This is a genomic window from Mesorhizobium sp. B2-1-8 (assembly GCF_006442545.2).
Lineage (GTDB): Bacteria > Pseudomonadota > Alphaproteobacteria > Rhizobiales > Rhizobiaceae > Mesorhizobium.
Window position 1 is genome coordinate 2,357,311 of sequence record NZ_CP083952.1, and the last position, 19,140, is coordinate 2,376,450.

General features: G+C 64.4%; 20 protein-coding genes. 10 read left to right on the top strand and 10 right to left on the bottom strand.

Annotated features, from left to right (window positions below):
- The first annotated feature begins 4 nt into the window (after window positions 1-4).
- Genes FJ970_RS11495 through FJ970_RS11505 form a run of 3 tightly spaced genes read left to right on the top strand, consistent with a single transcriptional unit; the run spans window position 5 to window position 4,580 of the window.
- Window positions 5-1,486 carry a family 16 glycosylhydrolase gene (locus FJ970_RS11495; RefSeq protein WP_140759454.1) on the top strand — a complete coding sequence of 494 codons (1,482 nt, stop codon included), beginning with the start codon at window positions 5-7 and terminating at the stop codon, window positions 1,484-1,486.
- A 35-nt stretch (window positions 1,487-1,521) separates the two neighbouring features.
- Window positions 1,522-3,258, top strand: coding sequence for a type I secretion system permease/ATPase (locus FJ970_RS11500; RefSeq protein WP_140759459.1), 1,737 nt, complete (start codon window positions 1,522-1,524; stop codon window positions 3,256-3,258).
- 2 nt (window positions 3,259-3,260) lie between these two features.
- Complete coding sequence (locus tag FJ970_RS11505) at window positions 3,261-4,580, top strand: HlyD family type I secretion periplasmic adaptor subunit (RefSeq protein WP_140759462.1); 1,320 nt, start codon at window positions 3,261-3,263, stop codon at window positions 4,578-4,580.
- Window positions 4,581-4,602: 22 nt separating this feature from the next.
- Here the strand turns inward: FJ970_RS11505 and FJ970_RS11510 are convergent, their stop codons facing one another.
- Entirely contained in the window at window positions 4,603-5,913 is a 1,311-nt protein-coding gene (locus FJ970_RS11510) for a hemolysin family protein (RefSeq protein WP_140759465.1), read from the bottom strand.
- A gap of 160 nt (window positions 5,914-6,073) precedes the next feature.
- Between FJ970_RS11510 and FJ970_RS33585 the strand changes: the two genes are divergently transcribed.
- Window positions 6,074-6,199 carry a hypothetical protein gene (locus tag FJ970_RS33585; RefSeq protein ID WP_265336222.1) on the top strand — a complete coding sequence of 42 codons (126 nt, stop codon included), beginning with the start codon at window positions 6,074-6,076 and terminating at the stop codon, window positions 6,197-6,199.
- Window positions 6,200-6,206: 7 nt separating this feature from the next.
- On the opposite strand, the gene FJ970_RS11515 is transcribed toward FJ970_RS33585, so the two are convergent.
- The 4 genes from FJ970_RS11515 to FJ970_RS11530 form a co-directional block, all read right to left on the bottom strand.
- Window positions 6,207-6,914 carry an LssY C-terminal domain-containing protein gene (locus FJ970_RS11515; RefSeq protein ID WP_140759468.1) on the bottom strand — a complete coding sequence of 236 codons (708 nt, stop codon included), beginning with the start codon at window positions 6,912-6,914 and terminating at the stop codon, window positions 6,207-6,209.
- 160 nt (window positions 6,915-7,074) lie between these two features.
- On the bottom strand, window positions 7,075-7,881 hold the full coding sequence (locus tag FJ970_RS11520) for an extensin family protein (protein WP_140759471.1): 807 nt from the start codon (window positions 7,879-7,881) through the stop codon (window positions 7,075-7,077).
- 199 nt (window positions 7,882-8,080) lie between these two features.
- The gene (locus tag FJ970_RS11525; protein WP_181178653.1) at window positions 8,081-9,106 is read right to left on the bottom strand and encodes an extensin family protein; all 1,026 of its coding nucleotides are present in this window, start codon (window positions 9,104-9,106) and stop codon (window positions 8,081-8,083) included.
- 200 nt (window positions 9,107-9,306) lie between these two features.
- Window positions 9,307-9,732: a DUF3775 domain-containing protein gene (locus FJ970_RS11530; protein WP_140759477.1), complete on the bottom strand. Its 426-nt coding sequence runs from the start codon at window positions 9,730-9,732 to the stop codon at window positions 9,307-9,309.
- A gap of 150 nt (window positions 9,733-9,882) precedes the next feature.
- On the opposite strand from FJ970_RS11530, the gene FJ970_RS11535 reads away from it, so the two are divergent.
- Both FJ970_RS11535 and greA read left to right on the top strand, forming a co-directional pair.
- Window positions 9,883-10,419 (top strand): tetratricopeptide repeat protein, encoded by a 537-nt coding sequence (locus tag FJ970_RS11535; RefSeq protein ID WP_140759480.1) that lies wholly within the window; start codon window positions 9,883-9,885, stop codon window positions 10,417-10,419.
- A gap of 259 nt (window positions 10,420-10,678) precedes the next feature.
- Entirely contained in the window at window positions 10,679-11,152 is a 474-nt protein-coding gene (gene greA / locus FJ970_RS11540; RefSeq protein ID WP_140759483.1) for a transcription elongation factor GreA, read from the top strand.
- 35 nt (window positions 11,153-11,187) lie between these two features.
- Here the strand turns inward: greA and FJ970_RS11545 are convergent, their stop codons facing one another.
- From FJ970_RS11545 to rfaD, 4 genes are read right to left on the bottom strand one after another with little or no spacing between them, the layout of a single operon-like run.
- Entirely contained in the window at window positions 11,188-11,556 is a 369-nt protein-coding gene (locus tag FJ970_RS11545; RefSeq protein ID WP_140759486.1) for a hypothetical protein, read from the bottom strand.
- Between the two features lie 60 nt (window positions 11,557-11,616).
- Window positions 11,617-12,591 (bottom strand): lipopolysaccharide heptosyltransferase I, encoded by a 975-nt coding sequence (waaC, locus tag FJ970_RS11550; RefSeq protein ID WP_140759489.1) that lies wholly within the window; start codon window positions 12,589-12,591, stop codon window positions 11,617-11,619.
- Complete coding sequence (gene waaF, locus FJ970_RS11555) at window positions 12,588-13,595, bottom strand: lipopolysaccharide heptosyltransferase II (protein ID WP_140759492.1); 1,008 nt, start codon at window positions 13,593-13,595, stop codon at window positions 12,588-12,590. Before waaF ends, waaC begins: the two co-directional genes overlap by 4 nt.
- Window positions 13,568-14,518, bottom strand: a complete 951-nt coding sequence (gene rfaD, locus FJ970_RS11560) for an ADP-glyceromanno-heptose 6-epimerase (protein ID WP_140759495.1) — start codon at window positions 14,516-14,518, stop codon at window positions 13,568-13,570. The genes waaF and rfaD overlap by 28 nt, the downstream gene beginning before the upstream one ends.
- 311 nt (window positions 14,519-14,829) lie before the next feature.
- Between rfaD and FJ970_RS11565 the strand changes: the two genes are divergently transcribed.
- From FJ970_RS11565 to gmhB, 4 genes are all read left to right on the top strand, one after another.
- Complete coding sequence (locus FJ970_RS11565; RefSeq protein ID WP_140759498.1) at window positions 14,830-15,462, top strand: LysE family translocator; 633 nt, start codon at window positions 14,830-14,832, stop codon at window positions 15,460-15,462.
- Between the two features lie 135 nt (window positions 15,463-15,597).
- A complete protein-coding gene (rfaE1, locus tag FJ970_RS11570) occupies window positions 15,598-17,091 on the top strand; it encodes a D-glycero-beta-D-manno-heptose-7-phosphate kinase (protein WP_140759500.1) in 1,494 nt (497 codons plus the stop codon).
- Window positions 17,092-17,098: 7 nt separating this feature from the next.
- Window positions 17,099-17,671: an SIS domain-containing protein gene (locus tag FJ970_RS11575; protein ID WP_140759503.1), complete on the top strand. Its 573-nt coding sequence runs from the start codon at window positions 17,099-17,101 to the stop codon at window positions 17,669-17,671.
- Window positions 17,664-18,305 (top strand): D-glycero-beta-D-manno-heptose 1,7-bisphosphate 7-phosphatase, encoded by a 642-nt coding sequence (gene gmhB, locus FJ970_RS11580; RefSeq protein ID WP_140759506.1) that lies wholly within the window; start codon window positions 17,664-17,666, stop codon window positions 18,303-18,305. Before FJ970_RS11575 ends, gmhB begins: the two co-directional genes overlap by 8 nt.
- 3 nt (window positions 18,306-18,308) lie before the next feature.
- On the opposite strand, the gene FJ970_RS11585 is transcribed toward gmhB, so the two are convergent.
- Entirely contained in the window at window positions 18,309-19,103 is a 795-nt protein-coding gene (locus FJ970_RS11585; RefSeq protein WP_140759509.1) for a glycosyltransferase family 2 protein, read from the bottom strand.
- Window positions 19,104-19,140 lie beyond the last annotated feature (37 nt).

Here is a 19,140-nt window from a genome sequence, read left to right on the forward strand (position 1 = left end):
TCCGATGAGCTTCTTCGTCAACGCCGTGGGTGTTCCTCTTCCCTATAGCGGCGCCTCCAACCATTGGTTCTCGGCGCCAGGGGCCGGCCCGGACTTGTACGGCAGTGCGGGAAACGACTCGCTCTACGGAGCAGGCAATGTCAACGTCACGATGCATGGTGGCACAGGCGATGACATCTATTACCTCTATGGGGCGGGCAACAAGGTTGCCGAGGCCGCCGGGGCAGGCATCGACACGATCAGCACATGGATGAACTACAAGCTCCCCGACAATGTCGAGAACCTCATCGTCACAAACCCCAATAACTACGCCTTCGGAAATGGGTTGGACAACATCATCACCGCCAAGGCCGGGCACCAGACGCTGGACGGCGGCGCGGGAAACGATGTGCTGATCGACGGCGGCGGCGGTTACGACACGTTCATCGTCTCGAAAGGCGACGGAAGCGATCTGATCGCGAATTTTGCCGCCACCGATACCGTACGCCTCAATGGCTATGGGTTCACTTCGTTCGACGCCATCCACTCGAACATGGTCCAGGCGGGATCGAACGTGTTGTTGAACCTCGGATCCGGCGAGATCCTCGAGTTCAAGGACACGACCGTCGACAAGCTGCAGCCCGGCCAGTTCGAATTGCCGATCGACATGTCCGCAATGAAGCTGTCCTTCAGCGACGATTTCAACACGCTCAATCTTCACAATGCCCAGGGCGGCACGTGGGACACCAATTTCTCATGGGGAGCGCCGAACGGCAGCACTTTGAGCGACAATGCCGAATTGCAGTGGTACATCAACGCCAATTACGCACCGACGAGTTCGGTCCACCCGTTCAGCGTCGATAACGGCGTGCTCACCATCACCGCGGCTCAGGCGCCGGCAGACATCAAGCCTCTCATCAACAATTACGAATACACGTCCGGCGTCCTGACGACGCATGACTCGTTCTCGCAGACCTATGGCTATTTCGAAATGCGGGCCGACCTGCCCGAGAACGCCGGCGCCTGGCCAGCCTTCTGGCTGCTGCCGGAAGACGGCTCGTGGCCGCCGGAACTGGATGTGGTGGAGACGCGCGGACAGGACCCGAACTCGTTGATCATGACGGCGCACTCGAATGAAACGGGAACGCACACCAAGGTGACGTCGACGGTGAATACCATGGACACCGCCGGCTTCCACACCTATGGCGTGCTGTGGACGCCGGAGAAGCTCGTCTGGACTTATGATGGTGTTCAGGTCGCGGAAGCGGCGACGCCATCCGACATGAACAAGCCCATGTACATGCTGGTCAATCTCGCGGTCGGCGGTTTCGCCGGCTCGCCGCCCGATCATCTGGCGACGCCAGCCGAGATGAAGATCGACTACATCCGCGCCTATACGTTGGACAACGCGCCGGCGAGCGCTCTGCACATCACCAGCAGCAGCGCCACGCACAGCATCGCCAGCAGCACGCTGCACAACGGCTCGGAATTCGGAGGCCACGCGTAAGGTCCCGGGGTCATGCAGCGGTGGGGAAAGCGGAAATGACTGGACCGTCGGGCCTGCGTCCGGTCTTCATGCGCGCCATCGCCGATGTCGGCATCTTCTCGTTGCTGATCAACATCCTGCTGCTCGTGATCCCGCTCTACCTGCTGCAGGTCTATGACCGCGTGCTGCCGTCCTCCAGCGTCGAGACGCTCGTCTATCTTTCGGGCATCGCGGTTCTCGCGCTCGCCTTCCTCGGGCTGCTGGACGCGATCCGTGCCGTCTACACGCAGCGCGTCGCGGCGACCGTCGACCGCAAGCTGGGTGCCAGCACCTTCGCCATTTCGCTCGGCGCAAAATATGCCGGCGGCCTGTCGCCGCTGCGCGACCTCGCCTCGGTCTGCGCCTTCGTCAGGTCGCGCGGCGTGGCGGTGCTGTTCGACCTGCCCTTCGCGCCGGCCTTCCTCGCCTTGCTGTATCTGATCCATCCGGTGCTGTTCTGGGTGACGGTGGCCGGCGCGGTGGTTCTGCTTTTCCTGGTCATGGCCAACCAGCTTGCCATCGGCAGGAACGATACCTTGTCCACGGAGCGGTCGGCCTTGGCCAGCCATGCGGAACAGGCCTTCGCCCGCAATGCGGAGACGCTGCGCGCCATGGGCATGGTGGAGAACGCCGCGCAGGTCTGGGGACGGCACGTAGCGGCTGCGCTCACCTTCCATGACCGTTCCTCGAGCGCCAATGCGATCTTCAGCGGCGCCTCGCGGGCGCTGCGCATGATGCTGCAGCTGGCGATCCTCGGCGCCGGCGCATGGCTGGTGCTTCAGGGGCAGATGACGGCCGGCATGATCTTCGCTTCGTCGCTGGTGTCGTCGCGCGCGCTGCAGCCGCTCGACCAGCTGATCGGCGCCTGGCGCCAGATCGCCGACGCCCGGCGGGCGTGGACACGGCTGGAAAAGGCGCTTGCGGCACGTCCGGCCGAGGCGCGAAAACTTATCCTGCCCGATCCGGCAGGCGCGATTTCCGCGCAGGACGTTTTCTTCATGGCGCCGAATGCCCGACCCGGCACGGAGCCCATCCTCAAGCGGCTGACCTTTGCGATCGGCGCCGGCGAAGCGTTGGCCATCGTCGGCCCGAGCGGCGCCGGCAAATCGACGCTGGCGCGGTTGCTCGTGGGGGCCGCACAGCCGACCGGCGGCTCAATCAGGATCGACGGCGCCGACCTCGGGACCTGGGACGAAAGCCAGCTCGGAAAGCATGTCGGATACCTCGCGCAGGAGGTCGAGCTCTTTCCAGGATCGATCGCGCAAAACGTCGCCCGCTTCGACCCGGAGGCGGATGACGGAGCGATCGTCGATGCGGCAAGGCGTGCCCAGGTGCATGAGTTGATCCTGGCGCAGCGCGATGGCTACCAGACCATGATCGGCCCGTCGGACAGGGCGCTGTCGGGCGGCGAGCGCCAGCGTATCGGGCTGGCGCGCGCCTTCTACGGCAATCCGCGGATCCTGGTGCTCGACGAGCCCAGTTCCCATCTCGACGGCAGCGGCGAGGCCGCGCTCGAGGCGGTGCTTTCGGCGGCGCGGACGGCCGGCGTCACGGTCGTCGTGATCACCCATCAGCCTTCGATCGCGGCTGCTTGCGACCGCGTGATGCTCTTGCGCGGCGGCATGATCGAAGCCTTTGGCCCAAGGAGCGAGATGCTGCGGCGGTCGGTCGTCGGCAAGGGCGTCCAGCAGAGCACGGTGGTGACCGGCTCGTTCGCCCCGACGATCCGCGCGCATGGCAGCTTCGGATCCTGAAGATGACGACACAGAGCATCGCCTGGGACAGCCAGCCTCGCACCGACATAAGACGCGTGGCGCTCACCGGCTATGCCGCGATAGCGCTGCTGGCGGGCGGCTTCGGCTATTGGGCCGTCAGCGCGCCCTTGTCGGGAGCGGTGATCACGCAAGGCACGATCTCGGCAACCGGCGGCAACATCCAGATCCAGCATCGCGAGGGCGGTATCGTCCAGGCGTTGCTGGTCCATGAAGGCGATCGCGTGCAACTGGGCCAGGATCTGATCGTGCTGGATCCAACGGCCGCGCAGTCCGAACTCAACCGGCTGACGAGACAGTCGATCGCGCTCAGGGCGAGCGCGGCGCGGCTGGAGGCGGAACGCGACGGATTGAACAGGCTGGCGCCAATCGCCGAAGCGGCGCCCGCGCCTTTCCAGCACGATTTCGAAATCCTGATTCGAGAGCAGCAGAAGGAATTCGACGCCCGGCTCGCCCGGTTCCGGTCGGAAAAATCGATCCTGGCACAACGGGTCGCCATGCACCGGCAGTCGGTAACGGGATTGCAGGCCCAGAAACAGGCCATTCAGCAACAAGCCGAAGTCGTCAAGAAAGAACTCGGCATCAAGACCAGTTTGCTGGACAGGGGCCTTACCAACCGGACCGAATACTCTCAGCTATTGCGCAGCGAGGCCGATCTCGTCGGGCAGGCCGGGGCGCTGGAGGCCAATCTCGCGACGGCCAACACCCAGATCGTCGAAGCCCAGGAGCAGACCGAGCGGCTGACCACGCAGCGCGTCGAGGAGGCGCTGACGAAACTCGACGACGTTCGCTCCAATCTGGCCGACGTCGAGGAACAGACCAGGGCGGCGGAGGCGGTGCTGCGGCGAACCACCATCAAGGCGCCGGCAGCGGGCATTGTGGTGTCGTCGACCTACAATTCCAAGGGCAGTGTGATTGCCCCCGGCGAAAAGATCATGGAGATCCTGCCCACCGCGTCGGGCCTCGTCGTCGACGCGAAACTGCGGCCGAAGGACATCGATCAGGTCCGCGTCGGTCAGCCGGCGAAACTGCGATTGTCCGCCTTGAATTCGCGGCTCACGCCAGAGGTTTCAGCCACCGTGACACGGATTTCGGCGGATCGGCTCATCGACCAGACCTCGCGTGAACCCTATTTCCGCGCCAAGCTGACGATTGCCGCCGACCTGCCGCCCGGCGTGAGGCGCGATCAACTTTATCCCGGGACGCCGGTCGAGGCGTTCATCAGCACCGGCGACCGGACTTTCCTGGAGTATCTCGCGCGGCCGATGCTCGATTCATTCGCGCGCGCTTTCGCGGAGCAGTAGATCTCCTTGGACACTTGAACCGTCAGCGCGCCACCTCGCGGTGGCCGCTGGGCAGGCGGGTGGCGATCAGCTTGTCGATGCGGCGGCCGTCGAGGTCGACCACCTCGAAGCGCCAGCCCTGAGCATCGACGCATTCGCCGGTCGCCGGCAGATGGTGCATGTGCGACAGCACATAGCCGGCGACGGTCTCGTAGTCGCGGTTTTCCGGCAGGTCGATGCCCAGCACCTCGGCCATCTCGTCGGCCTGCATGTAGCCGGCAAGCAGCCATGAGCCGTCGTCGCGCTGAACGGCGTTTTCTTCCTCGCCGGCCTCGAGGTCCGAGCGGAAGACGCCGGTGATGGCTTCCAGAATGTCGGCGGGGGTGACGATGCCCTCGAAGTGGCCGTATTCGTCATGCACCAGCGCCATCGGCACGTCGCTCTCCTTCAGCTTCTGCAGCACATCGAGCGCATCGGCCTGGTCGTGCACGATGGGAGCCGCGCGCACATACTTGCGCGGGTCGAGTGCGCGGCCACCGAGCAGCGCGGCCAGCACGTCGCGCGTCTGGATGACGCCGATCATGGCGTCCACCCCGCCGTCGCCGGCGGGCAGGCGCGAATGCTGGGTGTCCATCAGAAGCTTGCGGATCGTGGTTTCATCGGACTGCAGGTTGATCCAGTCGACATCGGTGCGCGGCGACATGACGGCGCGCACGGCGCGGTCGCCAAGCCGCATGACGCCGGCGATCATGCGCCGCTCGTCGGATTCGATGGTACCGTGATGCTCGGCCTCGGCGACCAGCATCCTGATCTCCTCGTCGGTGACCTTTTCCTCGCTTTCGCCGTGCTGGCCAAGCAGCCAGAGCAGGGCACGGCCCGAAATATCGAGCAGGAAGACCAGAGGGGCCGAGACGGTGGCGAGGATGGTCATTGCCGGCGCCGCGCGCACCGCGACCCGCTCGGGATCGCGCAGCGCGATCTGCTTGGGCACCAGTTCGCCGATGATCAGCGAGGCATAGGTGATGATGGCCACGACGATGCCGACGCCGAGCGGATCGGCGATGTTCTCGCGGACGCCTGTCGAAGCCAGGGATTGCGCCAGCCTCTGGCCGAGCGTGGCGCCGGAAAAGGCGCCCGAGAGCACGCCGACCAGCGTGATGCCGATCTGCACGGAGGACAGGAATTTGCCGGGATTGGAGCCAAGCGCCAAAGCGCGGCCGGCGCCTTTGACGTTGCGGTCGATCATCGCCTTCAGGCGAGCCGGCCGCGATGAGACGATGGCGAGTTCGGACATCGACAGAAGGCCGTTCACGCAGATGAGGACGACCACGGTGGCGATTTCAACGTATAGCATGAGGGCTCAATAGCATTGCCGCACGGCTTTCGAAAATAGTCGGCGACCATTTTAGAAAGATGACGGCAAATGCGGGTCGATCAGGCGGCATCCCAGGGCGGCGACGAGAAATGCGCGACCAGCGCGTCGACAACGACCCGCACCTTGGGCGTCAAGGCGCGTGTCACCGGCCAGATGGCATGGACGGAAACGGCAGAGCGCTGTCTTTGGTTTCGACGAAGTGCCGCGCGCCTTCGAGCATCTGGAGAAGGGGCCGTTCGGCAAGATCGTCATCGCCACGACCTGATCTCCGGTCATGGCAATTGCTTCAGCACGCCGACGATCGCCTTGCCATCGGTGAAATAAGGGTCGCGGCCACCATTGCGGCCGGTCTTGGTGGGGCCAATGCCCGCTAGGTCGCTGGTCGAGAGCAGCAGGCCGGAGGCACTCAGATCGCCGATCATGAAGTCGCGTTCGGCATCGATGTCGGGACCGATATGATGGGTGATGGCGCCCGTGTCATGGCTCAAGCCGACGCCGCGGTCGAAGCTGGCAGCACCCAGCCAGAGCGGCCTTCCATCGTCGCCGACCGTATCCGTCTGCCAGAAGCGGACGTGGTGGCGCCGGTCGGCGCTGTCGCCGACCGGCTTTTCGAAAGCGAGTTCCTGGGCGCGGCCCTCGAACAGCAGGCGGCTCATCGGTGCGTCGGGATAGGGGCGGGAAAACAGAACGCTCTCGCCGATATCGATGGCGGTCCTCAATGTGACGGCGTCCGCGGTGTCCCAGCCGGCGACAGCGAAAGCGTGCACCAACTCCTTCTCCGTACCGACCAGGCCGACATTGATGGGGTCGCCGGGAATGCCTTGCCGCGTGTGGGTGACCATCTCGAAGCGCTGGTCGCGAAAGCCGCGGTCACGGAATGTCCAGAATTCCGGCGCGGCGACATAGGCGAGCGCCACATAGGCGGCCAATAGCGCGGCAAGCCATATCGTCAGGCGTCGTCGAAGGCTTTGTTGGCTCATTTGCTCCCCATGTCGTCAGGGTCTAAGCAGATTCCGCCGGTGGGGCCAGAGTCCTATGGGTAGAGCCAGGTGTCTTTCTTATGACCGGTGACCATGTCTTCGTCATCACGCAGCGAAGCGATGGGGCGAAGACCTGTGATGACGAAGTTCGGCTGTGCGATCAGCGGCAGGCGCGATAACCGCTCTTGCGGTTCTTGATGTCGAAGTGGAAATGGTTGCGGTGATCGTAATTGTAGCCGGGGCCAAGCACCGTGGTGAAATACTGGCAGCCGTCGGCGCGCACATTGTTGAGGAAGCCTCGCGTGCGGAAGGCGAACAGGCCGGGCTTGCGCACGTCGATGTCGTCGCCATTGTTGAGTTCGATGCTCATGACGTCGAGCGCGTTGCCCTTGCCGTGCTCGGACAGCACGCCTTCACCGGCGATGTTACGGCAGGAGTAACTCGAGCCCTGGTGGATGGTCTTGACGCCGGAGAAGTAACGCCAGCGGGCTGAGGGAACGAGTTCGTTCTTCGTCCAGGCGGCGAAGGTGGCGGCCATGTCGCAGGTCAGCGTCGCTGCGGGTTTCATCTGGACGCTGCCGATGGCCGAGACCTTGACCGGATAGTCGATGCCGCACTGGCCCTCATGTATCGGCGCCAGGTCGGTGTAGGCGACATCGAGGCGCTTCAGCTGTTGGCGGCAATCGGTTTCGCTGGCCGGCATCTGCTCGAGCGGCGACATCGGCTCATCCATGCGCGGATAGGCGGCCTGCGTCATATAGGGATTGGACGGAACTAGTCTCTGCAGGCCCGTATATTGCGGCACGGCCGCGGTCTGCGAGCCGACATCGACGGCAGGCTGCAACGACAGCACGCTGCCGGTGTTGCAGGCCGAAACCGCGGCCAGTGCAAGGCTGGCGGCCAGCAATGCAGCAGGTTTCAATTGGCACGCGGCGGCGAGAAAAACGGCGCGAAATGTGCCGGCCATTGGCGGAAATCCTGTCCCGAACCTGATCACGATCAGGTTCTATCCTTGCCTGACCATGATCTTTCGCGAAAACCGGTTTCCACTTTTCGGGGTCATGGTCCGGATATCCGGCATTTTAACGATCAAGGGTAAAGGAAAACTCAGCGCCCGCGTTCACGCCTGCGGCTGAATTGCGGCAGCCAGCCTGCAACAGCCGCGTTTATTGGCAGAACGTGCCGCCGTGCCGGCGAGCCTCCAGGTCGAGATGAAAATGCAGCGCGTGGTCGGCATCGGCGCCGGGGCCGAGCACCGTCTTGAACGGGCCGCAGGCAGCCTTGCGCACCGCGTCGAGGAATTTGGCGTCCTCTTCCGGCGGCGCCAGCCCGACCTCGATCGTCTTGCCGTCGGACAGGGTAAAGCTGGCGATGTCGAGCGCGTTGCCGAAAGCATGTTCCGAAAGTTTGCGCGTGCCGTTGCGCGGCCGGCAGACGAAGGCCGACGCCTGGCCGATCGATTTCAGGTCGGCGCCGAATTCGGCCTTTGCCGCCGGCTGGATCACGTCTGCGGCAAAACGCGCCGCCGCCTCGGCCATCGGGCAGTTGAGCTCGGCGCCGGGGGAAATGGCGATCGACTTGCCAAGCGACTTCAGCACGATGGGATAGGGGATCGAGCAGCCGATTTCGGGGTTGCTTTCGGCTTTGTGCTCCTCGAATTCGACCCCGAGCGTCTTCAGGCGCTCGCGGCAGGCGACTTCCTCCTCCGGCATCTTATCTGCGGGAAGAGCGGCCGAGCGTGGATCGGGCAGCATCTTCTCCTCGTCGCCCGCGTCCGCCGGTTTTGGCGTCGGCTGCGGGGCGACGGCCGGCGGCTGAGGCTCGGGCGTCGTGGTGCCGGGCTTTGGCGTCGGTATTGGCACCACGGCTGGCGGCTCCGGCTCGCTTTCCGTTTCGGCTGGTGGTTCGGGTGGTGTCAGGCTTTTCCGATGGGCCTCTTCGTCCTTGGGCAGATCGGGCGCTCCGCCGCTCTTTGGGCCTTCAGTGTTCTGATCTTGCGGCTTTGGAGCGTCTACCTTTGGAGTGGCCGCCGGACGTGGCTCGGGCACCGGAACATCGGCGGATGGCCGAGGATCCTGCGTTTTCAGCGGTGCCGGATTTGGCGTCAGATGCTGCCTGGCCCGCGCTCTCAACTGCCGCTTGCCTCGCTGTTTCAGCGGCTGATCGGCCCGCTGAGTCAGCGGCTGCTCCACGCGCGGGGTCAGCGGCTTGTGGTGTTTGTAACGATGTTTGGCGTCGGCCGGCATGACCAGCAGAGCCGTGAAGGCCATGGCCAATGCAATCCTGCAATTACGGGAAAAGCTCAGCTTTGCCATCACCCACAAACGGCGCCGGTCGGCTGGAAGTTGCCTGGACAGGCGCTTCGACCCGATCACAATCGGTTACCTCTGCGTTACGCGCCGATCGCTTCCAGTCCCTCTTCCAGCAAGTCGGCGAGCAGCGGCATGCCGAGCAGGTATTTAGCCGTGCGCTTGTTGGCCCGCTCGCGCGCCGCGGTCACCGCCTCGGCCCATTCCGAAGCGTCGTAGTCGCCGCGGCCGACCCAGGCCAGCGCGATCAGCTCCGCGGCCTCGTCGACATTGAGGTCGTTGATCAGCTCGCGCAGCTCTTCCTCGGTGAGGTTTTCCGAGCTTTCCTCGGCAAGGCCGTCATGGTGGTGGTTGTCATGCCCGTCGCCGTCGAACTCGACCTCGTGTTCGGCGCCGTCGGCATAGTCCTCGTTGACGGCCGCACTCAGCGCCTTGGCCTTGAGAATGAACAGCCGCACGGTGTCGGGGCCGATCGTGAGATCCCAGTCCTTTTCAAGCCGCCGCTGCACGGGCCCTCTCCGTGGCTCAGTCTCATTCGAGGGCGATGATACCGGATTTGCGGCATCCGTCACCTCATGTTCTCCAGACGGGCTTTTCCGGGATGAAACGCGGACCGCTCGGCGTTAGTGTTGCATTGTCACACCCTCAGGAGGTTTTCCATGCATAAAAGAGTGCTGATCCAGGCGGCGAGCGCGCTTGTCGCCCTGCAGTTCCTTGCCGTGCCGGCGTTTGCCGCCGGCAGCAGCGGTGGCAGCGACCAGACTGTCACCCAGTGCAAAAAGGGCGAGGTCTGGGACAAGAAGAAGCAGAAATGCGTGCCGCCCAAGGAAGGCATGCTGGACGACGACAGCATCTATGATGCGGGCCATGCGCTGGCGATGGCCGGCCGCTATGACGAGGCGATCTCGGTTCTCGTTCTTGCCGCCAACAAGCAGGATCCGCGCATCCTCAACTATCTCGGCTACTCGCACCGCCATTCCGGCCGCGTCACCGTCGGCCTCGGCTATTACGAGGAAGCGCTGCGCATCGACCCGAATTACACGCTGGTGCGCGAATATCTCGGCGAGGCACATCTGCAGATCGGCGACCTGGCCGGCGCCCAGCAGCAGCTGACCGAGATCGAAAAGCGCGCCGGCAAGGGTTCGCGCGAATACGGCATGCTGTCCGAGCAGATCGAACATTTCATGAGAAGCTGATCGGGCCTCCATGGTTTCTCGAAGCGGCCGCGAGCGATCGCGGCCGTTTTTTGTTCGCCAGCCACTTGGCTGACAAAAGAAGGGATGATTTTAACAAAACCGATTTTTGAGCGTGAAAAGCCCGCAAAGATTGCTATATTCAGGGAAATTGCGGTGAAACGGTTCCGTTAGCCCGAGGCTGCCGGACCGTTTTCTTTTTGTACCCAACGACAAGGCTTCCCCCGAAACGCGGGGGCGGCGGCAGGAAAGGTCAGGCACTATGAACAAGGTCCCGATGACAGGCGAGGGGTTCGCGTCATTGAAGGAAGAACTGCGCTGGCGCCAGCAGGAAGAGCGGCCGCGCATCATCGAGGCGATCTCCGAGGCGCGCTCGCATGGCGACCTGTCCGAGAATGCCGAATATCATGCAGCGAAAGAGGCGCAGAGCCTCAATGAGGGCCGCGTCAACGAACTCGAAGATTATATCGCGCGCGCCGAGGTGATCGACGTCACCAAGCTCAGCGGCGACAAGGTCAAGTTCGGCGCCACCGTGGTGCTGGTCGACGAGGACACCGAGGAAAAGAAGACCTACCAGATCGTCGGCGACCAGGAAGCCGACGTGAAATCCGGCCGCATCTCGATTTCTTCGCCGATCGCGCGTGCGCTGATCGGCAAGGAAGTCGGCGACGCCATCGAGGTCAACGCGCCGGGTGGTGCACGCGGGTACGAGATCGTTCGGGTGCAGTTTATCTAGGACGTAGATCAGTAAGCTTCCGAGAGGAAAGCTGCTCAACAGTTCCGGATTGCCCCAAGCTTGACCCAGACCCAATCCGGATTTTTGTCGTCGTCAGCCCAAATTTCGATTGATACCGGTCCCGACGGGACCGGTATGTTCACATAGCGAAATGAGCTGCTGTCGCTCAAGGTGGCCACTCCGCTTGGGATATTGATCGAGCCGCTAAACAGTTTCGTCCCGCCACTCTCACAGTTCTGATCTGTGACGGTTACGACGGTCGCTCCATCGACGAAGGATAACACGCCGAAGTAAAGGCAGTCGCTCGTTGCCGAGACGAATGCCCGGCGCGCATTGTCTGGAATCGACACATTCGGCGCGGAGCCGGAGAGGAAGAGGATCGGATGTGCAGTCTCGATTTGCATCTGAAACCTCGGCATAAACCCTCCTGACGCGTCGCTCGCAATCTGGCCCCCGCGAAGATCCTACATCTTAGCCTGGGTTTTGAGAGCCATCAGCCTCTCCGCTTCCGCCATTGCCTCCGCCGGCGTCACGCGCGCGCCGGGCGCTGCCAGCAGCGTCGACGCATATTGCCCACGCGGCCCGGTCAAACCCGGCTCCGTCGCTAAAAATACCGCCACCGTCGGCAGGCCGAAGGCGCTGGCGAGGTGGGTCAATCCCGTATCGGCGCCGATGACCAGCGTCGAGTGGCCGAGGATGGCGGCGACGTCGGCCAGCGGCGACTTCGGCAGCACGACCGTGGATGGCACGGCCTTGGCGATCGCTTCGGCCACCGCCTTCTCACGTTCGTTCGACCAGGTGGTGATCGGCGTCATGCCGCGCTCGACCAGCAGGCGGGCGGTTTCGATCCAGTCCTCGACCGGCCATTTCTTGTCCTCACGGCTGGTGCCGTGCAGCAGGAAGGCGGTTTTGCCGTCGCTGGCCGCGATCGTGCCCGCCGGCGCAACGATGCCGGAGTCGAGCGTCGAAAGATCGGGCCGATAGCCGAGCGCCAGCCCGAACAGCCGCCTTGTCCGCTCGATGGCGTGCAGCTTGCGCGGCACGGCGTAGGCGATGTCGTAGAACAGCGTGGCCGAGGGTTCGCGCGCGCTCGGCCGGTCGAATCCGGCGATCGGCGCACGCGCCTGCCTTGCCACCAGGGCCGACTTCAGCAGGCCTTGCGCATCGATGACGAGATCGTAGCGGCATTCGCGCAAAGTTCGGCGCAAGGCCGCCGCCTCGCGCCAGGTGTATGTGTCGAAAAGGTTCTTGCGCCAGCGCCTTATCGCCACCGTGTGGATGGTGCCGATCGCCGGATGCAGGGCGACAATGCCGGCAAACGCCTCCTCCACGCACCAGTCGAAAGCGATATCGGGCCGTGCGCGGCGGGCATCCTCGAGTGCCGGAAAGGTGTGGATGACATCGCCCATCGACGAGGTCTTGACGATCAGCACCTTCATGCAGCGGCCGGAAGTTCCAGCAGCCGGTCGGCCGCCGCGGCGACTTGCCGGACTTCCAATGTCTTCAGGCAGTTGAGGTGGCCGAGCGGACAGATTTTCCGGTGGCAGGGCGAACAGGACAGGCCAAGCCAGATCAGTTCGCGCCGCTCCGCCAGCGGCGGTGTATTTTCAGGCGAGGTCGAGCCGTAGACGGCAACGATCGGGGTGCCGACGGCGGCCGCGACATGCATCAGCCCGCTGTCATTGGAGACCGCGAGCCTTGCCGCGGCGATCAGGTCGATGGCGTCCTCCAGCCGCGTCTGGCCGGCGAGGTCGACGACACCGGGGGCAAGGGCTGCGATCTCCGCCGTCACATCGCGGTCGTTCTTCGAACCGAACAGGGCGACCTTAAAGCCTTTGCCCATGAATTCGCGGGCAAGGCCGGCATAGCTTTCACTTGGCCAGCGCTTGGCCGGACCGAACTCGGCGCCGGGCATGAGGGCCACGAATTCCCGCGGCGCCAGATCGAAACGGTCGAGCAGGGCGGCCTGGTTTTTCGGCTCCACGGCTAGCCGGGGCGCGCGGAAACGGCCGCCCTGGGCAAGCCCGAAATAGGCCTGAGCGGTGCGCCGTTTCACGGCATCGGGCAGCGGCACGATGTCGGTCAGCAGACCGTAGCGCATTTCGCGCAGATTGCCGAAACGGCGCGGAATGCGGGCAAAGAACGGGATCAGCGCCGACTTCCAACTGCCCGGCAGGACGTAGGCCATGTCGTAGCGGCCGCGCAGCAGGCGGCCGAAGCGGCGGCGATGGCTGAATTCGAGCGCGCCGGGCTGCAGCGGAAAATCGATCTGCTGGCGGATTTCGGGCATGCGCTTGACCAGTGGTGCCGCCCAGGCCGGCGCCAGCACATCGATCGCGGCGTTGGGATGGAGTTCCTTCAGCGCCGAGAACAGGCACTGCGCCATCACCATATCGCCCACCCAGCGTGGGCCGATCACGAGGATCGTTGGGCTTTCAGCCATTCGACATAGTCTCTGACGCCGGTTTCTACTGTGCGGAATTGCCCGTTATAGCCGGCCGCGCGCAAGCGGGACATATCAGCCTGGGTAAAACTCTGGTAGCTGCCCTTGAGATGGTCGGGGAAGGGTATGAACTCGATCTCGCCCTTGCCTAGCGTGTCGATGACCGTTTCGGCGATGGCCCGGAACGGCTGGGCGCGGCCGGTGCCGCAGTTGAAGATGCCGCTCGCGCCACGCTTCCATAGCCATAGATTGACGTCGGCGACGTCCCCGACATGGATGAAGTCGCGGCTCTGTTCGCCCGGCCCGAAACCATCATAAGCGCCGAACAGTTTCGGATTTTCGCCGCGCTCGACCTGGTTGAACAGATGGAAGGCGACCGAGGCCATGGCCCCCTTATGCGCCTCGCGCGGGCCATAGACATTGAAGTAGCGCAGCCCCGCGACCTGCGAATGATCGCTGTCGAAGATCGTGCGCCTGACATAATCGTCGAAGAGTTTCTTGGAATAGGCGTAGACGTTGAGCGGCCGTTCCAGCGCCGGCTCCTCGCGAAATTCGGCGCCGCCGCCATAGACCGAAGCGGAGGAGGCGTAGAGGAAGGGCACGCGCAACGCCTGGCAGGCATGCAGCAGCCGTTTCGAATAGGCGTAATTCACCTCCATCATGAACCTGCCGTTCCACTCGGTGGTGGTCGAGCAGGCGCCCTGGTGGAAGACCGCCTCGATGCGGCCGAGCGAGCCGGCCTCCATGCGGGCCAGGAAATCGTCCTTGTCGAGATAGTCGGCTATCGTCAAATCGGCCAAGTTGGCGATCTTGTGACCGTCGGTGAGGTCGTCGACGACCAGGATGTCGTCATGGCCTTCGGCGTTGAGCGCGGCGACGATGTTGGAGCCGATCATGCCGGCGCCGCCCGTGACGATGATCATGAAGGCCTCTGGTTGCGTGCGATTCCGGTCCTTATAAGGGAGGCTGATCGGGCTGTCGACAAAGCAGGTGGCATAGCCGTGATGTAGAGCACCGAACTTGGCGCCGCCCCTCACCTGCCTGCCGGCATCCTCTGCCCGTCACTATACGGGAGAAGTGCCCAGCAGGGCGATGAGGGGCAGCGCCAATGCCTGTAAGAAGGTGATGGAGCGAAATCTCAGCGATTGCCTGGCGGCGAGACAGGCGTCACAGTGGCGCCGCAAAGCTGCCGCTTTTGTCGGTTCGCCGCCGACGGGATCACAGGGGACAAAAAATGCCGTCGACCGAACTGCTGATCGCGTTCTTCGCCACCACGGCGATCTTCGCCTACATTCCGGGTCCCGCCATGCTTTACGCCGCCGCGCAGACCATGGCGCGGGGGCGCTGGTCGGGGCTGACGGCGGCACTTGGCATCCATCTCGGCGGCTATGTGCATGTCTTTGCCGCTGCCGCCGGCCTGTCCGTGCTGTTCCATGCCGTGCCGCCTCTCTACATGGCGGTCAAGCTGGTCGGCGCGCTTTACCTCATCTGGCTCGGCATTTCGCTGTTTCGCAAGCGCGTCGAGGGCGACGTGGCGCTGCCGGCGATCGAGCGCAAATCGGCCCGCCGGGCGTTTTTCGAGAGCATCACCGTCGAGGTGCTCAATCCCAAGACCGCGATCTTCTTCATGGCGTTCCTGCCGCAGTTCATTGATGCCTCGGCGACCTTGCCGGTCTGGCTGCAGTTCGTGGTGTTGGGCACGACAGTCAACCTGATGTTCTCCTCGGCCGACATCGTCTGCGTGTTCCTGGCCGGCCTGGTGATCGGCCGGCTGCGGCGTTCGAGCCGGGCGCAGCGCCTGATGCAGCGGGCCGGCGGCGCGGTACTGGTCGGGCTCGGCGTCCACGTCGCCCTGCAGAAAACCTGACCTGTCAGGGTTTGCCTCCACCCCGGCGTTGCGCTGTGCCGAATTGCGGTATATCGGCAGGCATGACCGGCCGGCCTCGCAAATCTGCTGTTTCGACCTATCTGAGATCGGCGTTTCCCGCGCGTGGCAGATGACATGATCAATCACAATCCGCCTTCTCCCGAGCCCCTGCACCGCGCCATCGCGCGCTTCGGCGACGTCGCCGTGCTGGTGGTCGGCGACATCATCCTCGACCGCTTCATCAATGGCGTCATCGAGCGGATTTCGCCGGAAGCGCCGATCCCGGTGCTGCACGGGCGCGGCGAGACTTCGGCGATGGGCGGCGCCGGCAATGTCGTGGCCAACATCGTCTCGCTTGGCGCGCGCGCCATTCCGGTCTCGGTGATCGGCGCCGATGCCGCCGGCGACAGCCTGGCGCGGATGCTGGGCGAGCTCGGCGCCGACACGGCTGGGCTTGTGCAGCAGCGCGGCCGCATGACCTCGTCGAAGAGCCGCTTCAGCGCGCTCAACCAGCAGGTGCTGCGTTTCGACGAAGAAGAGATCAAGCCGCTCGGCGAGGCGGAACGGGCGGAGCTGACCCGCCGTTTCCGGGACGCATTGAAACAGGCGGACATCGTCATCTTGTCCGATTACGGCAAGGGCATATTGCTGGACGGCGTCGCCGCCGAACTGATCGCCGTCTGCCGCGAGGCGGGAAAGCCGGTGCTGGTCGACCCGAAGGGCCGCGACTATGCGCGCTATGCGGGTGCGACCGCCGTCACGCCCAACCGCAAGGAGCTTGGCGAGGCCGTCGGCCATGCGGTGTTCGCCGATGACGAGATCGTTGCGGCGGCGCGGGAACTGATTTCGGCGCACGGCTTCGACTTCGTCGTCGCCACACGCAGCGAAAAGGGCATGAGCGTGGTCGGCCCCGATGAGGCACGCCACATCGCCACCCAGGCGCGCGAGGTGTTCGACGTTTCGGGCGCCGGCGACACGGTGATCGCGACCTTCGCGCTGGCGCTTGCCGCCGGCGCCGATCCTGTCGCCGCGGCCTCCATCGCCAACGCCGCCGGCGGCGTCGTGGTGGGCAAGCGCGGCACCGCGCGGCTGAGCGTCGAGGAACTCGCCGGTGCGCTGTTCCGCTCGCATGGTCCGACCGCGCACAAGGACGCCATCCTCGACGCCGCCTCGGCCGCGCGTATGGTGGCGGCATGGAAGGCGGAGGGTCTGAGCGTCGGCTTCACCAATGGCTGTTTCGACATCCTGCATGCCGGCCATGTCAGCCTGCTGCACGCGGCGCGCAGCCAGTGCGACCGGCTGGTGCTAGGCCTCAACAGCGATGCTTCCGTGCGCCGACTGAAAGGGCCGGGCCGCCCGGTCAACGATCAGCATGATCGCGCCTGCGTACTCGCCGCGCTCGCCTCGGTCGACGCCGTGGTGGTGTTCGAGGAGGACACGCCGCTGGCGCTGATCGAAGCGCTTCTGCCCGACATACTGGTCAAGGGCGCCGACTACACGATCGACACCGTGGTCGGTGCCGATGTGGTGCAGAAGGCGGGCGGGCGCGTCGTGCTGGTCGATCTCGTCGCCGGCAAGAGCACCACCAGCACCATCGGCAAAATGCGCGCGGGCGGCAGCACCAATTGAGGGTTTCATGTCTGAACTGAACGATTATCTGGTCCGCTCGGCGGCCGCCATATCAGCTATGGTCGAGCGCGACCTGACCGGCGAGATGGAGCGGGCGGCGCGCGCCGTCGTGACGGCGCTTTCGTCGGGCAAGGCCTTCCTGATCGCCGGCAATGGCGGCTCGGCCAGCGACGCCATTCACATCGCCGGCGAACTGGTCGGGCGCTTCCTCAAGGAGCGCAAGGCCTACAATGTCATCGCGCTGCCGGCCAATGCCGCGGTGCTGACCGCCTGGGGCAATGATTATGGTTTCGACACGGTGTTTTCGCGCCAGGTCGAAGCGCATGGCTCGGCCGGCGGCGTGCTGCTGGCGATCTCGACCAGCGGCAATTCGCCGAGCATTCTGGCCGCCGCGGAACAGGCGCGCATGATGGACATGACCGTGATCGGCCTGACCGGCGAGAGCGGCGGCAAGCTCAAGCCGCTCTGCGACATCCTGCTCAACGTGCCTTCGACCTCGACGCCGATCATCCAGCAGGGGCATCTGTGCCTCTATCACCATCTGTGCGAAGTGGTCGAAGCGCGCCTGTCGAATGGCTGACAGGATCGGGACGCCGCACCCACTGATCGAACCGGGCCTGTGGGTGGAGGAGGTCGGCGACAGCGTTTTCCCGGCGCGCTCACCGGCGCTGTTCCTGGACCGCGACGGCACCATCAATGTCGATACCGACTATCCCAGCGATCCGGCCGAGATCGAGTTGAGGCCTCAGATGCTGCCGGCGATCGCCGCCGCCAACCGGGCCGGAATCCCGGTCGTTGTTGTGACCAACCAGTCGGGCATCGCGCGCGGCTATTTCGGCTGGGACGTTTTCGCGGCGGTCAACGGCCGCGTGCTGGAGCTGCTGGACGGGCAGGGGGTGTCCGTCGACATGGTGCTGGCCTGCGCCTATCACGAGGCGGGCGTCGGGCCGCTCGCCATGGTGGACCATCCGATGCGCAAGCCCAATCCGGGCATGCTGATCGAGGCGGGCAGGCGCCTTGATCTCGATCTCCGGCGCTCCCTGATGGTCGGCGACAAGCTGGCCGACATGCAGGCGGGCCAACGCGCGGGCCTGGCACAGGGCTGGCTGGTTGACGGTGAGGCGGCACTTCAGCCTGGCTTCGCCATCAGGCGCTTGCATGACGACCACGATCTCGGCAGCCTGCTCGCTGCCATCGACGCACTCGGATCGTAGGGCTTACGCCTGGTCGTTGCGCTCCGAGGCTTCGTAGAGCTTGGCCTCGGTGGCGAAGGAATAGATCATCACCGACATCGAGTAGACGAAGCCATGGCGGCCGCACAGGAAGTAGCGCTTGGCCAGGTAGAATTTGAGGAAGTTGCCGAACGGCGACAGCACCAGCCGCACCAGGCCGGGCTTCTTGCCTTTCTCGACCAGCGTCACCGCCTTGAGGCTGGAATAGGCGTTGGCCCGGGCAAGATCCTCCTCAACCGATATTTCACGGCGATGCAGCAAGACACCCTCTTCGATCGTGTCGGTCTCGCCCGGCACGCGAACGGATTCATGGACCCGCGCGGTGAGATCCATGGCGGCGCCTTCGCGGCGGAAAAGCCTGAGCAGCCTGTTGTGCAGCACCCAGCGATGGGCATAACCGTAGCCTTTCAGCCAGTCGCGGCGGCGCATGTACCATCCGCTGGCCTTGCCGCCGGCCGCCTGGGTGATGGCCACGATCGACTGCCGCAACCGGTCGTCGACACGCTCGTCCGGGTCGATCGAGAGGCACCAGGGCTGGTTGGCACGGTCGAGCGCGAATTGCCGCTGGCGGGGGAACCCCGGCCAGTCATTGTGCAGCAGCGTTATCGGATAGCCCTTGGCGATATAGCTTTCAACGCATTCGACGGTACCATCCGTCGAACCGGAATCGACGACGATGATCTCGGCACAGAAATCGATGCTTTCCAGGCACGGGCCGATCATATCGGCTTCGTTCACGCAGATGATGAGCGCCGAGACCGGGCTTGCAAAACGGGTCATGGTCCCCTTCCCATGGCGGATTCTCCCGGAATTCATG

Bases quoted from the DNA above. Each gene is read 5' to 3' on its own strand.
- FJ970_RS11495 (WP_140759454.1), top strand. From the start codon at position 5: ATGAGCTTCTTCGTCAACGCCGTGGGTGTTCCTCTTCCCTATAGCGGC.
- FJ970_RS11500 (WP_140759459.1), top strand. From the start codon at position 1,522: ATGACTGGACCGTCGGGCCTGCGTCCGGTCTTCATGCGCGCCATCGCC.
- FJ970_RS11505 (WP_140759462.1), top strand. From the start codon at position 3,261: ATGACGACACAGAGCATCGCCTGGGACAGCCAGCCTCGCACCGACATA.
- FJ970_RS11510 (WP_140759465.1), bottom strand. From the start codon at position 5,913: ATGCTATACGTTGAAATCGCCACCGTGGTCGTCCTCATCTGCGTGAAC.
- FJ970_RS11515 (WP_140759468.1), bottom strand. From the start codon at position 6,914: ATGAGCCAACAAAGCCTTCGACGACGCCTGACGATATGGCTTGCCGCG.
- FJ970_RS11520 (WP_140759471.1), bottom strand. From the start codon at position 7,881: ATGGCCGGCACATTTCGCGCCGTTTTTCTCGCCGCCGCGTGCCAATTG.
- FJ970_RS11535 (WP_140759480.1), top strand. From the start codon at position 9,883: ATGCATAAAAGAGTGCTGATCCAGGCGGCGAGCGCGCTTGTCGCCCTG.
- greA (WP_140759483.1), top strand. From the start codon at position 10,679: ATGAACAAGGTCCCGATGACAGGCGAGGGGTTCGCGTCATTGAAGGAA.
- FJ970_RS11545 (WP_140759486.1), bottom strand. From the start codon at position 11,556: ATGCAAATCGAGACTGCACATCCGATCCTCTTCCTCTCCGGCTCCGCG.
- waaC (WP_140759489.1), bottom strand. From the start codon at position 12,591: ATGAAGGTGCTGATCGTCAAGACCTCGTCGATGGGCGATGTCATCCAC.
- waaF (WP_140759492.1), bottom strand. From the start codon at position 13,595: ATGGCTGAAAGCCCAACGATCCTCGTGATCGGCCCACGCTGGGTGGGC.
- rfaD (WP_140759495.1), bottom strand. From the start codon at position 14,518: ATGATCATCGTCACGGGCGGCGCCGGCATGATCGGCTCCAACATCGTC.
- FJ970_RS11565 (WP_140759498.1), top strand. From the start codon at position 14,830: ATGCCGTCGACCGAACTGCTGATCGCGTTCTTCGCCACCACGGCGATC.
- rfaE1 (WP_140759500.1), top strand. From the start codon at position 15,598: ATGATCAATCACAATCCGCCTTCTCCCGAGCCCCTGCACCGCGCCATC.
- FJ970_RS11575 (WP_140759503.1), top strand. From the start codon at position 17,099: ATGTCTGAACTGAACGATTATCTGGTCCGCTCGGCGGCCGCCATATCA.
- gmhB (WP_140759506.1), top strand. From the start codon at position 17,664: ATGGCTGACAGGATCGGGACGCCGCACCCACTGATCGAACCGGGCCTG.
- FJ970_RS11585 (WP_140759509.1), bottom strand. From the start codon at position 19,103: ATGACCCGTTTTGCAAGCCCGGTCTCGGCGCTCATCATCTGCGTGAAC.